This window comes from Pseudoalteromonas sp. APC 3250 (assembly GCF_030407915.1).
Taxonomy (GTDB): Bacteria; Pseudomonadota; Gammaproteobacteria; order Enterobacterales; family Alteromonadaceae; genus Pseudoalteromonas; species Pseudoalteromonas tetraodonis.
This window is the reverse complement of the sequence record NZ_JASDCM010000002.1, coordinates 332,048-348,425: the sequence shown is the minus strand read 5'-3', so window position 1 is coordinate 348,425 and position 16,378 is coordinate 332,048. Positions and strand designations below refer to the sequence as shown.

Annotated in this window: 10 protein-coding genes; 6 read left to right on the top strand and 4 right to left on the bottom strand. The window is 37.3% G+C overall.

The annotated features are described in order from the left end of the window. Positions 1-14 precede the first annotated feature (14 nt). On the top strand, positions 15-95 hold the full coding sequence (locus QL986_RS18860; RefSeq protein ID WP_356736069.1) for an IS3 family transposase: 81 nt from the start codon (positions 15-17) through the stop codon (positions 93-95). A gap of 91 nt (positions 96-186) precedes the next feature. Here the strand turns inward: QL986_RS18860 and QL986_RS03890 are convergent, their stop codons facing one another. The 4 genes from QL986_RS03890 to QL986_RS03875 all read right to left on the bottom strand — a co-directional run bounded on the left by QL986_RS03890 (position 187) and on the right by QL986_RS03875 (position 5,136). Continuing rightward, positions 187-1,788, bottom strand: a complete 1,602-nt coding sequence (locus tag QL986_RS03890) for an ABC-F family ATPase (RefSeq protein ID WP_081844653.1) — start codon at positions 1,786-1,788, stop codon at positions 187-189. Between the two features lie 142 nt (positions 1,789-1,930). Continuing rightward, positions 1,931-2,716, bottom strand: coding sequence for a transporter substrate-binding domain-containing protein (locus QL986_RS03885; RefSeq protein ID WP_290191229.1), 786 nt, complete (start codon positions 2,714-2,716; stop codon positions 1,931-1,933). Positions 2,717-2,806: 90 nt separating this feature from the next. Then, positions 2,807-4,318, bottom strand: coding sequence for an extracellular solute-binding protein (locus tag QL986_RS03880; RefSeq protein ID WP_290191228.1), 1,512 nt, complete (start codon positions 4,316-4,318; stop codon positions 2,807-2,809). 35 nt (positions 4,319-4,353) lie between these two features. After that, a complete protein-coding gene (locus QL986_RS03875) occupies positions 4,354-5,136 on the bottom strand; it encodes a transporter substrate-binding domain-containing protein (protein WP_290191227.1) in 783 nt (260 codons plus the stop codon). A 498-nt stretch (positions 5,137-5,634) separates the two neighbouring features. On the opposite strand from QL986_RS03875, the gene dptF reads away from it, so the two are divergent. Genes dptF through QL986_RS03850 form a run of 5 tightly spaced genes read left to right on the top strand, consistent with a single transcriptional unit; the run spans position 5,635 to position 16,368 of the window. Further along, complete coding sequence (gene dptF / locus QL986_RS03870) at positions 5,635-7,227, top strand: DNA phosphorothioation-dependent restriction protein DptF (protein ID WP_290191226.1); 1,593 nt, start codon at positions 5,635-5,637, stop codon at positions 7,225-7,227. 3 nt (positions 7,228-7,230) lie between these two features. After that, positions 7,231-8,529 (top strand): DNA phosphorothioation-dependent restriction protein DptG, encoded by a 1,299-nt coding sequence (dptG, locus tag QL986_RS03865; RefSeq protein ID WP_290191225.1) that lies wholly within the window; start codon positions 7,231-7,233, stop codon positions 8,527-8,529. Beyond that, positions 8,510-13,549: a DNA phosphorothioation-dependent restriction protein DptH gene (gene dptH, locus QL986_RS03860; RefSeq protein WP_290191224.1), complete on the top strand. Its 5,040-nt coding sequence runs from the start codon at positions 8,510-8,512 to the stop codon at positions 13,547-13,549. Before dptG ends, dptH begins: the two co-directional genes overlap by 20 nt. Before the next feature lie 36 nt (positions 13,550-13,585). Then, positions 13,586-14,782 carry a DUF262 domain-containing protein gene (locus QL986_RS03855; RefSeq protein WP_290191223.1) on the top strand — a complete coding sequence of 399 codons (1,197 nt, stop codon included), beginning with the start codon at positions 13,586-13,588 and terminating at the stop codon, positions 14,780-14,782. Continuing rightward, positions 14,779-16,368: an AAA family ATPase gene (locus QL986_RS03850; protein WP_290191222.1), complete on the top strand. Its 1,590-nt coding sequence runs from the start codon at positions 14,779-14,781 to the stop codon at positions 16,366-16,368. Before QL986_RS03855 ends, QL986_RS03850 begins: the two co-directional genes overlap by 4 nt. The last annotated feature ends 10 nt before the right edge of the window (positions 16,369-16,378 follow it).

The following is a 16,378-nucleotide window of genomic DNA, read 5'->3' as shown; positions in this document are numbered from 1 at the left end:
AAAGTCGCTTTTATATCGAAAACTACTACAACTCAGTAAGAATGCATGGCACGCTAGGAAATGTGAGTCCCATGCAATACGAGTTAATGAATTAAAAACCCGTGTCTACTTTATCGGGGTCGTATCATTTCTTTAACCTTTAACCTTTAACCTTTAACCTTTAACCTTTAACCTTTAACCTAGCTCTTAAGCTACTTTATTTTCTTCGCAGCTTGCTAGGTATTCGTCAAACGTACCTTGAAAGTCAATTACCTGCTTGTCTTTAATATCAACAATACGGGTTGCCAGTGACGATACAAACTCACGGTCGTGGCTTACAAAAATAAGCGTGCCTTTAAAGTCTTTTAGCGCATTGTTAAGTGCTTCAATGGCTTCCATATCCATGTGGTTAGTTGGTTCATCCATTATCAGTACGTTAACGTCTTGCATCATTAACTTACCAAATAACAAACGGTTTTTTTCACCACCTGAACAGTTACGCGCTTTTTTATTTGAATCGTCTGCGGTAAATAATAAACGCCCTAACATACCACGTACCATTAAATCGTTGTGCTTAGCGGTGCGCCACTGCGACATCCAATCAAACAAGGTTAAATCGTTATCAAAGTCTTTGGTGCTGTCTTGTGGGCAATAACCAAACGTGGCGTTTTCTGACCACTTAACTTCGCCCTCGTTGCTTTTAAGCTCGTTAACTAAACAGCGTAAGAAGGTGGTTTTACCCACGCCGTTTTCGCCGATAACCGCCAGTTTAGCACCGGCTTCAAGTAGTAAATCACCACCAGTAAATAACGTTTCACCGTCAAACCCATGGCCAAGCTTGGTTAGCTCAAGCGCTTGGCGATACATTTTTTTGCCCTCATCAAAGTTGAGTGATGGGCTCATACGACTCGATGACTTAACTTCATCAAGCTTAATTTTATCCATTTTTTTAGCGCGCGAGCTGGCTTGTTTCGCTTTAGAGGCGTTAGCACCAAAACGGTTAACAAAGTCTTGTAACTCGTCTATTTCAGCGCTCTTTTTCGCGTTTTCAGCAAGTAATTGCTCGCGTTGTAAGCCTGAAGCTTCAAGGTATTTTTCGTAGTTACCAGGGTAAATACGCAGCTCACCGTAATCAATATCGGCCATGTGAGTACATACCGAGTTTAAAAAGTGACGGTCATGGGAAATAATGATCATGGTGCATTTACGTTGGTTAAGCTCATTGGCAAGCCACGTAATAGTATGAATGTCCAAGTTATTAGTAGGCTCATCAAGTAGCAAAATATCAGGGTTTGCAAATAATGCCTGTGCTAACAGCACACGTAATTTCCAACCTGGGGCTACGTTTGCCATTAAGCCATAATGAAACTCTTTATCGATACCCGCATCAAGCAGAATTTCTTCTGCGCGGCTTTCTGCGGTGTAACCGTCCATTTCAGCAAAAATGCTTTCAAGCTCGGCTACTTTCATGCCGTCTTCTTCGCTCATTTCAGGCAAAGAGTAAATACGGTCGCGCTCTTGTTTTACTTTCCAAAGCTCCACATCACCCATAATTACCGCATCAACCACGCTGTATTGCTCAAACGCAAACTGATCTTGGCTTAGGTTACCTAATTTTAGCCCCGGCGTAATAGACACATTACCTGCACTAGGCGTAAGCGCACCGCTTAAAATTTTCATAAATGTCGACTTGCCGCAGCCGTTAGCGCCAATTAAACCGTAACGGTTACCGTTACCAAATTTAGCTGAAATGTTTTCAAACAACGGCTCTGCGCCAAACTGCATCGTAATATTTGCGGTGGAGATCAAAAAAAGTAATCCTAGAAAATTAATGGCAGGGTTAAGCTGCAGCAAGGCGCCGCATAAATAAACAAGCAATAGAGTAAATAATAGGCCGCGAATTATACAGATCCGCGCTTCAAGATGAAAGGTAAAAGAATAATCTACGGGTTCAGTAATGTGGGTAAATGGCTTGTATAGCGGATTTATTTTGCTTAATTAACTCATTTATAGCTTGTAACTCTATTTGGCTAATGGTTTTTTTACTTAGCATTAAATGAATAGAACTCTTATTGATGGCCGCCATATTAGTAACCGCTTCTATTGCTGGGTATTGGTTTATAAAATATTGCGCTGCTAGTTCGTCTTCAATTGCGTAATCAACTCTATTTTTATTGAGCATTGCAAAACGTTTCTCGGCGGTAGGCATCATAATAACGTTAGCGGGGTGGTTCTGTTTAAACAGCTCAAACGCAACGCCATAATAACTGCCACGGTTAACCGCCAAGGTTAAATCTTTATAAAAAATATCGCTAATGTTATTTAAATCAGGCGATTCGGTGTATTTATACAGGCGAACTACTTCATCACGATAGGCATCGCTAAAATAGGCAAAATCAGCTCTTGCTGATGTTTTACTGGCGGCAAAAATAACATCAATACGGCCTTCTTTTAATTCTTCAAAAGCGCGCGATGAGGTAGGCAGCAACATAAATTTTAAACAAAAAGATGAGCCGTTAAAAATCGTGTTTAACACGTCAATTTCAACGCCCGTTAGGTTACCGTTAACGGCAATTACATAGGGTGGCCAATTGTTTTCATTTGTGCCTACTTTAAGCGTTTTAAAGCAAGCAAATACGTTACAGCTGCTAAGCAGTAATACAACAAAAGCGATTTTAAGCATTTTATTACTCGAGGCTACAGCGTTATCATTACTAAAGTATAAACTAGACTGCAAATTTAGCTCGTTTTACATCAATTAAGCAACAATGCTGGCTTCCTATGTTTTACTAATAATGGCAAGTACGTTAAATAACGCTATCGTGTGTTAGGGGGTTGGCACTAGCCCTAACGACGCCCTATAAGCTTTTAGCTGTTTGTCGCGGCCAATTTCATCGGTTAATTTATTCCAGCCGGCCTCAATGTTTTCAACCGTTTGGTCTACGGTTTGGGTGTGCCTTAGGTATTTAGCCACTTCAGTGTCGAGTATGTCTCTAAAGTAGCGGTTGTTTTCAAAAATTCTCAAATCAAGAATAATATTGGCGTTATTAACGGTTTTAGAAATAGAGCCCAAGTAAAAATGCAGCGTACTTTTACTCATGCCTTGTTTAAGCCAGTTTTTGTGGTTAACCAATTGAGAGGTACGATACGGGTTCATACCGGTGGCACCTATGGTTACATCTTCATTCGATTGCAAAGGCTGAGTAACATACGACAAGTAGTTATAAGCGAGGTCTTTTTTGTGTTTTGAGCTGGCATTATTAATTGAGCCTACCCAACCACCAAAAGCAGCATAAGGGGCATAGTTAATATCGCCAATGGCAAACGGGCATAAGTTAGCATTGCATCGTTCAAGCTGGCCTGTTTTACGGTTTAATACCTCAGTAGCTCCGGGCAATATACTCACCCCTGTTTTGTTTTTTACTTTAGACTCAGGTAACACGGCCATAGTACCAATGTCGCCCCATTCAATGGCTAAGGCGCAGCGACCGCTTATAAACGCATACCTTACATCATTGGTATCAAAGTTAAGCTCATCAGCAGAGCCAAATTCAGTGGTTTTTTTATAAATTTTTAAGGCTTTTTTAAAGGCATCGTTATTCACTAATGGCGCCATAGTTCTTGTATTAAAAAATATGCCTTGAGAAGTGCCTTTGCTTTGCAAAAAACTGCCTGCAATCGAAAGCAAAGACCAATACGATTGCTCATTGGCTTTTTTAGAAATACACGAACCAAAATCGCCCTCGCCATCCCCGTTCATATCAACGCCATTTAATTGCTTGGCAATAGCAAGGTAATCATCCCAGGTTCTAGGTGGAGCCAAACCATATTTTTCTAAAATATCGAGGCGGTAATAAAGTAAATGTATATCACCATCGAGCGGAATCGAGTAAATTTGGCCGTTATATTTAGAGCTAAAGTCTCTAAAAAAACGCGATACATCATTCCATTCAATTAAAGAGTCGGAGGCAATGTAATTATCTAAACGCGCTAAGTAATTATTTTCTGCAAAATCCACCATCCAGAGTGAGGCATAGGCAATAATATCGTATTGGCTCGTTGGCGAGCTTAAATCTTTGTTTATTTCGTTATATAACTGGCCAAAAGGCACTTTGGTGACATTAACTTTAATACCGGTTTGTTGTTCAAACTCTAAGCCTCGTTGAATTAAAGGTTTGCTAATGAGGGTGCCTAAATCAACTGTAAGCACATTGAGCTGGGTAGTGGCTTGTTGTGGTGTGCTTGGTTGGCTTTCTATTTTAGAGTGGGGCAGGGTAATTTGTGCAACGCATTGAAAAGCCAACATTAAGCTTATAACTAAAGCAAATACAACTCTCATAAAAAACTCAACCACAGCAATATGTAATTACTACTCTAGTCTATATTTTGCGGAAAGGGAAAAGGCAGGTAATTGTAAGCAATAAACAACGCCTCTAACTCACCACTGGCAAGTAGTTTTGCAAATCCGGCGTCAAAAATTTGTGCTAACTCGCGGCCTTTGGCGTTATCGGTAAAGGCAATGTATTGTTTTACAGGCACAATGTTTTCGATTTGATACTGCTGTGGGTCAAAATTCATTTTTGATAACTCAGTGGCGTTAGCAATCAGGGTTTGCTGCAGCGCTTTACGGTTATCTAAAAAGAAATCAAGCCTATCGAGCTTAAGCATTTTAACGCCTTCAATTCGCTGGGTAACCTGCTGCAAATCAATCGGCACATACAAATAATTATTGTAGTTAGCGCCCCTTAACGTACCCACCGATCTGTTTTGTAACGAATACTCGCCTTGCCAATATTTAAACCGGCTTTTTTTAAACATCGCCGACACAAAAGTAATATCGTAATGCCACACCGGAAAGTACAAGCCTTCTACCTCATTTTGCCTAGCGCTTAACATAGCATCGGCATTACCATTGGCCGTCCATCGATAAGCACGAGACTGAGGTACAATCATAATATTAAGTTCAATCGATTGCGCAGCAAAAATTTTAGTAAGCATATCAACATAAAGGCCAGAGCCGTCTTTTTCTACCAGCCCGTCAATGGTGTCGGTAGCCAGTACAATTTTTTTAATATCGCTCGACGCCCAACCACTGCTAGGCACGCCTAAACAAAGCGCTAAAAGTACAGCTAATAACCACCTAAACCTAACATTCATTGTAAGTAACACCTCGGAACTTAAACACAGCAACACCAACAGTATATTCATACTAGAAAAAGTTGAATAACGATCTTATGGGTAAACATAGCACACTATAATGACCAATAAGTGAACGGTGTAAAATAGCATCATTTTAACTCTAAAGTGGTTAATTAATACCCCTGTTTTTAAGGGGGATTAAAGCAAGTGTTTGCAGAGTTTAACAAGCGATAATGATTTAAACAGTTGCGGGTGTTTTTTATACAACCTAAACCTTTTCAAAGGTGTAGAGCTATTAGGTAAAAGTGTAAATAACATGAATTTATAAGGTTAAACAGTGCTTTTTTGCAATAAAAACATACTACTTAGGGCGTATATATTGCTGTGGCTCTATATTTTTAAATGTTGATACTGTAGATTAGTTATAAATGAATGCAAGATTAATAGCTCGCGCTGTTAATAAATAAACCAAGGAGCGGTTTTATTAAACCGCACTACGTTGGATAAAGGTCAATTATGCGGTTGAAAGAAGCCCTCAGCGTTTTATCAAAGTCATCCCCTTATGCTGTATCTACAGAGCGCAGCGCTACAAATCAAAATATATTAGATGATGTAAAGTCATACTTGTATATTCAAATGCCTATCGAAGAGGCGGTTAATAAAACTATTTCAAGTTTTGGTGCTAACGATAAAAAAATATTGTTTTTATGTGGCAGTAGTGGTGATGGCAAATCAGAGCTTTTAACAAAAGCTAAAGTTAATTTTGGCTCACGGATGAAGTTCCATTTAGATGCTACCCACAGCTTTGATCCGCATGGCACAGCAATTCAAACATTAGATAAGGTATTTGATGAGTTTGAAGCTTCAAGCAGTCCGTTAGTTGTTGGTATAAACGCTGGTATGCTTGGTAATTATGCTGAAGAAGGTCAAAATCAATTAATACGTAGCAAAATTAGTGAATATCTTAAAAATAAAAATACCCAAGATGACACTGCTATTTTTATTAACTTTGAAGACTATCCAAAGTTTGAAATAGGTGAAGATGGTTATAAATGTGATTTTGCCAAAAAATTATTACAAAGAATCACACAGCAAGAAAACAACATCATTCGCCAGCTTATTGAAAAAGAAAAACTACAACAAAACGACATTTCAACTTTACGTTTAATCGCAAATTTTGAGTTGCTTAGTTTACCTTCTGTCCAAAAAGTCATTATTGATCTGCTATTCAAAGCACGTTTAATGCGAGATCAATTTTTAACTGCGCGTGCATTACTCGATTTTGTTCATGAGCTTTTATTAGGTGATGGGTATCTATTTGATAACTTATTTGCAGGTGGAGATAACGAACTCGCAAATAAAATTGAGAATTTTGACCCCGCGCATTTTCGTACCAAAGAAATCGACCGGTTTATTCTTGCTTTCGATCTAGGTTTGCCAGATGAAGAGTTTGATGTATTCAAGAATGCATTAAACCAGTTAGGTATTACTAATATTGAAACTGGCGCTCAGTATCTGCGTTTATTTTACCTACTTAAATACGACGACTTTGCTAACAATTACCATATAAGCTTTGCTGGTGACTTTAACGAGTCACTAATCAAAAGTTATCTTACAGTCTATCAATTACACAAGTCTTACAATGGCGATAGCAATCAAAAAAATAACTTAAAAGAGTTTTATAGAGATACGCTAATTGCTGCTATTCGCACTTATATAAACCGTAACGCACCAAAACTGGGTAAAAAGTTCTTTTTATTGTCTGATTTTGGCAATTACCAAATTGCGGCGCCAGCAGATCTCACTATGGATTCTAAATCTATTTCGAACGCTACGACCACCAGTAGTGCATTTTTTAATGCGCATTTAAAGCTGCAAGATAAAAAGTTTAAGTTGCCAATTAATATTAACCTCTTGTCGCTACTGATTAATATAAACAATGGTTATCGACCTAATAAGCATGACAAAAACTCAGTAATACTGCTAGATGAGTTAGCCGCAGAGATCGTACAGCAAGCAAAGGCCGCCAAAGAAATAGTCATTACAGGTGTAGATGGTAAATATCATTTAGAACTTGATGATGAAGACATTATGGTTAATGAGGGTTAATAAATGCCATTATTAGAAGAGTTAAAGCCAAAAAATAATAGTGCTGCTAGTTATTTCCCTGTTTCAGCTAATAGCGCTAACAATAAGTATGATTGGGAAACGGTCGTTGTTTTTTTCATCAAGTCTCTCCACAGTCTTAAACTGGAAAAAAACATTGAGTCACTCGACGACTTTAAAAAGCTGTGTAAAACGCATTTTACCAATAAGTTAGATGGCGAACCGTTTTGGCATGTTATCGAAAAAATGTATTTTGATAACGAGCAGGTCTTAAATATAGCGCCTGAGATGCAAGTGTTGAAAGTATTAAACCCAGATAAAAGTAACTCAGGTGATGAGCGGCTTACGTCATTATTTAATAGTTTAATGGGTGATGTTGAAGTCGCTAATGCACCAAAAGCGCAGCTTAATTTTTTAGAGCAAGAAGTAAAAAAGGTTTTTGACTCGCCACTTGTTACTAATAAAAATCAGAAAATACGCAAGCAACATATTGCTTACCTGCCTTTTTTGTCAGCACAATTTCAGCAAGATCTTAAATTCTTAGTTAGCTATCCAGAACATTTTTTACAAAATATTAAGGCCTTTTTAAAGTTGTACGGCTTTTTGTATACGGCGCAATTGTCGCTAAATATAAAAGGCTGGGCGCAAAAACCCGAGGTAAAACCTTGCTACTTTATTCTAGACAGTGAAAAAGCCAGTAAAGAGCGCACTAAATTGCAGTTACATGGGCACAAACAAGTTATTGAGTCTAGCTATGCGTTGTTTCCTTACTTAGCATTAAATGAAAGTCTACAAGATACAAAAACAGCTATTAGCCCTCTGTGGCAGTTAATCGATGAGATTAAGGATACCGACATTGAGGCGTTAAATTCTTATGCTAATAAATTTTATACTGATAGAAATTTAACGAGTCAGCAGAAACAGCCAATTACTATAGAGGAATCTATTAATCATTTAACCCAGCTTTTTGTTGAACAGTTTAAAAAGGGCACAACACGCGAAACAGCTTTTAACAACTTTGTAAAAGCCACTCGCGAAACCTTAATCAAGCCTTTTGAACAAAACCGCCGCCGAGCAGGATCTTTTTTAGTATTAAACCAAGACTATCTACTGTTGCTCACAAATTTATGTATAGGTGAAAGTGAAAAATTAAGACTTCATGAGTTGTTAATTGAGTTTCAAAAGCGTGGTGTGTTTTTTGATAAAAGCAGTGAAGAGTGCTTAATCGATTTGTTTGAAAGAATGGGTAACGTAGAAAGAATGAGTGATAGCGGAGATGCAGTTTATGTCAAAAAAACTATATGAAGACTTTTTAGTTGAACACTTTTGCCAGTGGGCAACTAAAGGTTTTGAAGGCGAAAGCCGCTTTCAGTTTCGCTCGCCAGATAGTGATAATAGTTTAAAACTTTATGAGGCAATGCTTAATAAGGCAGATACAAGCGTTGAATTGAAAACTAATGACATAAACCAAACGCTGCCCGCTATTACTTTTGGTAAAACTACGTTAATACCTGTTGTACATAGCGAAAGCGCACAAGGACTGAGTGAAAACTTTATCTCACATTTACGCGATTTAATATCATCGCAAGACGGCCCTTTAAAAGACTGCGCATTACTCGTTATCCACAACTCTTATTTAGATACACTAATTAATTCAGCACGTGATTTAGGTAAATCTGGAGAAGTCTGGCATCCCTCAACAATAAAAAAATCACTCAGTGAACTTATTTCGTCAATAAGCGGTACTGACAAAGTATCGCAGTGCCTGCTCGATCATCGCTTTAAGCTCATTATTGAAGACGGTGCAACCATGTTTGGTTTTACTGAGCTTTATGATGCGTTAGAAGATGGCGTTATTCAATTTAGTGAATTAGGGTTATTTAACGATAACACCATTGTAAGCTGGGATGATACAGACCAGATAGATAAACGTTTATCACAAAACCACCAATTATACGGCAATATTAGCGAAATTGTTGAAAAGTACCCGCAAGAGCTTGTCGAAAAATTAGGTGATTTAGAACTTAGCGAAAAGTTTGTAAATACTCATTTTGCAGATGGTCAAAATTGGGAAGAACTCGATTTTGGCGCAATTATAAAAGAGCGCCGAGACAATAAAGAAAACCTACTGTCGTTTGAAAGTGAAATAGTCACAGATATAGATTTTATAGCGCGTGAAAACAAAAAAGAACGCCATTTAATCATTCAAATGCCTGACGGCAAAACTGACTTTAAAATTGAAGCTAGTTTTGTGGGCGGTAAAATTCAAAAAAATGAATTAAAACTACAACATACCAAAGAAGAAATTACTCTTGATGTAAATAATCGGCCTCAAAAACGTAGTATTGCTGAGATTTCGGGAACGTTTAATAATAAGCCGCTTTATTTTAGTGTTGATTTTAAACGCGAAAAACCACAAGAGCGTTTTAAATACAGAGTTTTAGTTATACCACAGGGCGCTTTTTATCTTGATGATTTAGCTGATAGCTTTTTGCTTGTACCACGTAAGCAGCTTATAACTTTGCAGACAAACGCAGGGGTTTTACAGATTGCAGAGCACGGGACTCCGGCTAAAGTTACGCAATCAAATCAAACTTTCCTAGTTAACCAAACACAGGTTGTCGATTTTGCTCAGTTTGCTAATGAAACAGACACATTAACCTTTGCAGTTCAAAGTGGTGCGCATGTACTTAATTTTGAAGTGGACGGTGCTGTTTCGTCAGACACATTAAGCTTGCCATTAGTGTTAGATACCAATCTGTTTAATCGTTTATATAACGACAATTTTAATGGCTTATATAACCGTGCTAAAGAAAAGGTCGTTATTGACGGGAAAGACTTAAACCCAACCGGTATGCGTAAAAACCTATTAAATTGGGAAGCAAAACTACAAGATGAGCGCATACTTGCAACACAAGTTGCTGGTAGGCCAGAAGTTAGATTAGATAATATTGAAAGCGCATTCCCAGATTTATTTGTAGCTTATCAATCACTATTTGATTACCTAGACGAGCGAAAGGCACTCATAAGTACTTGCTCTTGGGGAGCCGAGTTTTTAGGTTTAGCAAATAAAGTTGTTGAGTGTTACTTAGCGCAAGTTGATAAATTAGAAACCAAATCGCTGCTATCACCGCAAGCAAACATGCTAGTAAATATAGGGATTGCTGAATTTGATGACCAAGAATATATAACGCCGCTACACCCACTAACACTCGCTTACTTCGCACAGCTAGTTGTGCGTGCTAGTGATGAAAATGACAGCAGCTTTAATACTTTACCTAAAGCCACTATTAAACGTTTAAATTCAGAAGGCCTTTTACCATTTGTATGGCATGCAACTGACGGCTTTGCATACAACCAAGCTGTGGCTGATAACCGCATGTGGTGCAAACTCGTTTCTAATAAAAAAGCAGCACTTGAATACGTGCGCCCATTAGTTAGGCAAAAAACAAGTGAGTTTACTAAAGCGTTTGATGTCCTTTTTGACAAAGGAAGTAAAGAAACTGTTTATATTAATTCTATAAATAATGGTAGTAATACAGCATTGTTTTTGGGTTTAGTGGATTACCTAAAAAAGAAATCTCCTGACGAAGCAAACCGTATTCACGTAAATATTTACGACAAAGCACTTCAGCGTACTTACTTTGATGATTTTGCGGATGCGCCAAGTTACGACGAATTAAAAGAGTTAGCTGAGCTCGGTAGCGAAAAAGATAAAGCCGATGCTATTGCCGATATGCTCAAAAATCGCATTACGTACAGTAAATTTAAGCTAAATGCACATGAGCCCACATTTAATTATGCACATATTAGCTTTGTACGTAACGATACAACAGTAGAGCCAGTACCTGTTGATGTACTCACCGAAAAAACAGGCGTTGTATGCCATGGCTTATTAGCAGGCGAAACCGCGTATCAAGAGCAAAACACCTACTTTACAACCTTTGGCCTAAATAAACTTGATGTTGATAGTACTGCAACTTTAAAACTGAGTAGTCAGTTTAACAGCTTAGCTAAAGCTGCGTGGTGCGGCCAAAAGTACGAAACCAGTAATGGATTAGGTTTAAAAGTGGCGGGTCAATTATCAGAGCTACTTGATGGGGTATACGAAAACTCTGTATGGACGGTGATTATTGACCCTAAAGTAACACTAGAGTTTTTTAAAGGCCAAAAAGATGCGGTACTTATTCACTACTCAGACAACTTTACTAACTCAGCAAATTACGATGCGATAACCGTTACCAAGCGCCGAGACTTATACGACCAAGTCCTTTCTCAAGGTATTAGAGGTCTAATAGACGAATTTAATGCGTTTAATGGTGAGTGGTTACTAAAAATGATCACCAGTAACGACAACGACCGCAAAGAGAAAAAAAGCATAATAGGTGCCTATAAATACGTAAACTGTTTGCTGCATCAAAGCGATATAACATGGGTGCCAATGAGTGTGGCTGAAATGCTACGTGTAGCGGGTAATATTGGTTTAAAAATGAGTGATAGCGACTTCTCGCGTTATTCACAAAATATAAAAAGTGGCGCTATATCTGACGACGTTTTATTTGTTGGCTTTAAAGGCCGCAACATGTACTTGCTACCGCTTGAAGTTAAAATTGGTAAAAAGCGCACACACGGCAAAGGCATTCAACAAGCTAAAGAGCTTAAGCGTTACTTAGTTGAAAACTTATTTGGCCGTGACGACCTCGCGGGGCATTTATACCGAGGCTTGTTTATTCGCCAAGTATTAATGCAAGTTGATAAGTTTGAATTATATAAAGTTTACCAGAGTGACTACTTTAACGAGCTACAAAATAATCGTGAATGGTGGCTGCAAGGTGACTACCAAGTTGCCGATTTAGCTGACTACCCGCAAGGCTTTATGATGGCATTTTTTGAAAACGCCGATTTTGCCAAAGAAGAATACACCGTTGAAGACGATATTCTACAAATCATACTACCAAGCGCTAACTTAAATCGTTTTATAAGTACGCCATTGCAAACATTACTTTCTAACATTCAAAGTAGTGAACTTTGTTATATACCAGAGCAATATATTCTTGAAGGCGAAGCGGTAATTAAAGAGTGCGTAACGCCAATAAAGCCAATTGAAAAAGTAGATCCCGATGCAGCTAAAACCGTAGATGACCCTCTACCTAAAGTTGCCGAAGAAGCTGCACCAAGCATTGTTGCAAAGCGAACTTCGTCTGACTCTTTAAAAGTACTTATTGGGCATGTTATGCAAAATAATGAGCCTGTGTACTGGGAGCCAACCAATACCGCTAAATTTTTGAATACCAACTCAGGTATTATCGGTACTATGGGCACGGGTAAAACTCAGTGTACTAAATCGGTAGTGACTCAGCTTTACCGTAATCAGCATAACAATGTTGATGGTAAGCCAATAGGTATACTCATTTTCGATTATAAGTCGGATTATGTGGATGATAAGTTTATAAATGCGACTAACGCTAAAAAGTATAAGTTGTTCAAGCTTCCATATAATCCTTTGAGTTTATTTGGTGATACACCTATGCTGCCAATTCATACTGCGGCAGGCTTCTCACAAACAATGTCTAAAGCATATGGTTTAGGGCCTAAGCAGCAACTCAAACTAGAAAATATTATTCTGGAAGCTTATGACTTAGCAGGTATTCGTCCTGAAAACCCAAGTACATGGTCGAAACCAGCTCCAACTATCGAAGATATTTGGCAGTTATTTTTAAACCAAGAAAAAGTGGAAGAGGATTCACTTTATGCAGCATTATCTAAGCTAGCTCGCTTCAAAATTTTTGAAGAACAGCCTGAACAAATGACTAGCCTTTATGAGCTTATTGACGGTATAACCGTGATTGAGCTGGCTGGTTACCCAGGCGAAATACAAAACTTGGTTGTAGCACTTACCCTTGATTTGTTCTATTCGCAAATGCAAAAACAAGGTAAGCCAGAGGTACAAGGTGACTTTAGACAAGTTACTAAGCTAGTACTGGTTGATGAAGCCGATAACTTCATGTCCCAAAACTTCCCAAGTTTACGCAAAATATTAAAAGAAGGCCGTGAATACGGCGTGGGCGTTATTTTATCAACCCAAGATATCACCCATTTCAAAACCAGCGAAAATGACTATTCAGCGTATATATTAAGCTGGATTGTGCATCGCGTCGCGCAAATAAAAACCCAAGATATTAAAGGTATATTCAACAAAGATGATAAGTCAGAGCAAGAACTTTTGATGAAAAACATCCGCGAACTTGAAAAGCACACTAGCCTTTATATTGATGGTGAAAAACAGATTAAACGTATTAAAGATAAAGCATTTTGGGAACTTTAAAATAGTAATCAAATTTGAATCAATTTTGGATGAATTATGAGAATAAATACTACAGATCCTGACCTACAGACAATTTTTTCAAGAATAAATGATGGTAGTCTTGATCTACAACCTGACTTTCAACGAGCTGAAGTATGGAAGTCTCCAAAGAAAAAGTTACTCGTTGATACAATACTTAGAGGATGGCAAATTCCTCCAGTGCACGTTATTTTCGACGAAGATAGCTGTATACAGGAAGTATTAGATGGTCAACAAAGGTTAAGTGCTGTTCGTGATTTTATGTCAGATGACGTTAAGATAAACGGCAATATTGAACCTATCGATGAAGCTTTATCTGAATTAGACGGCCTCACATATTCACAACTCCCTCAGAAAGTAAAAAATAGAGTGAACCGTTACGCAATACGTTTCTTTGAAATAGTTGAATACAATCACGGCGAACCTGGAGAGCTGTTTAATAGATTAAATGAATCGTTAAAATTAACTTCAGCTGAGAAAAGAAATGCTTATGTTGGCAAGCTTAGAAAGCAAATGAAGCTTTTAGTTGAAGCATTAACTGAAAATGATATTGATAGTAAATTCTTAGGCTTTAGTAATCAAAGGTTAGCCTATCATGACCTGTTTATTAAGCTATGTTATTTAATTGAAGCTGACAAACTTACAGCCGCATATACTGACAAGCAGTTAAATGACAGAGCTAGAGATGATAGAAGCTTTGCTGATGATGTTATTGAGGCGGTCTATTATGGTATCGAAGTTTTTGGTGCTATAAAACTTAAACTCAAGTCTATGAATTTTGACGTGCATATCACAAAAGCCACATTTTTCAGCTGGCTTTATTTTATTTCTACTCAATATAAGGCGATGAAATTTAACGAGGATTTTGATAGCGATAAAGCAACTAAGGAGTTTATTAAATCATTTATCGACTTTGAAGTGCCTCGATATAAATACCGGAATAACCTTGAGTATTCACTTAGCTTATTTGATTTTACAAGTAACGATATAGCTACTATTTTTGCGGTGTTTAATGAAAGGGCATCTTCAAGAGTCATGACTGCTTCATCATTGCTTATAAGGGATGCAGTTATTAAAGTCTTTTATCTAAATGCTAATGAAAATGTTCAGGGGTTTGAGGTAATTGCCGATCTTGTTGATGATATAGGAACTTTAGGCGGCAAAGCCGCTATTGAAAATTACGCAGACAATGTCGAATGGGAAGCCATCCTATGAGAGAAGCTGCAATAAAAGATGCTTGGCGAAGAATTAATGATCGTAATAAATTTCGAAATAAAATTACTAAAGTTAAAATTCCTGATGTAGATCGCTACTCTGAGTGCGAAATAAAAATTAACTCTGCAATTACTTCTATATGTGGAAAAAATGGACTTGGAAAAACAACTTTATTAAAACTGATATATAAAAGTTTGAGTAAAGATGAACTAATTCTTTTACCAAATAGTACACAAAACGAAGTTGATGGAATAGAGATACATATCATAAGGGATGGTGACAAAGAACTTATAATTAATGGCTCTGATGATAAATCGCTACCAAACGTAGAGTATTTTGATGCTTCTGCTTTACTACATCAAATCCTAAAGGAAATTGAAGACTCCCCTGATAGAAATGGGTGGATGAATCAAGCGAATGAATTAGATTTAGATGATATTGATTTGTTTTTTATTAAATCGGTTACAGGTAAAAAATATCAATCTGTCAAGTTCAATGAAATAAGCGGCATAATCGAAAATACAACATTCCCTCAATTTGAGGTAAGTATAGATGATATTAGTTATACAAATGATTCAATGGGACAAGGAGAACATAAATCTTTACTTATTCTTTGGAAGTTAATCACTGCAAAGGAAAATTCTTTTTTATTGTTGGAGGAGCCAGAAACATATATTTGTCCATATTCTCAGCAAAAATTGATTGATATGGTGGCATATTATTCTTCACGTAAGAAAATAAACATCATTTTGACGACTCATTCTGAGCACATTCTAGATAAACAAAACCTTGGTTCAATAAATATTCTGAAGAAAAAGGGAAAAAGGAGATTTAATATTGTTCCTGCCTATAATAATACTAATTACCTCGCGGCTCTTGGCTTGAACTCCCCATACAACCAAATATTTTTTGTAGAAGATAGTTTTGCTAAGTTGTTTTTATCAAGACTTTTAAAAATGTTTGATGAGCATATATACAAAACGTCATTAATTCAAACATTGAATGGTGAGTCGAATATTCAAATGTTAACGAAGCATTACGAGGGCGCGAACTATTTCAAATATATGGCCGTATATGATGCAGACCAAAGAGGCGTAGCTGAAAGCTTTAAGCTTCAAATTCCAAAGGTTTTTTTACCCGCAAATGGTAATGTTGCACCAGAGGTCGAGGTAATAAATTATCTCGAAAATAAAGCCTGTGACTTTTCCAAAGTTATTGGGTTGGAGGTTGATACTATAGAAAGAGCAATGGATGAGCTTGTTTGTGATCATCATGACTGGTTTAGACAATTTTCTAATGGTGTAGAAGTTTTGGAACTATCATTGAAAGAAAAAGCCATTGATTTTTGGTGCCAAAATCATGAAGAATTATGCAAAAGATTTATTTTTGAGTTACGCCATTCAGGTAAACAAGTGAATGTGGAAGGCTTTGTTCTCCTGGAAAAAAACTTTGGAAGGACAAATTGTGGTCTAATATTTCCTTTATCATTTCCTCAATCTACTACCGTTAATTTTGCAGACGGTATAAAATTGAGTGGGCAATTAAAATACAAAAATAGCGAAACCGTCTTAAGCGTATTTGAATAAAGTTAGTAGT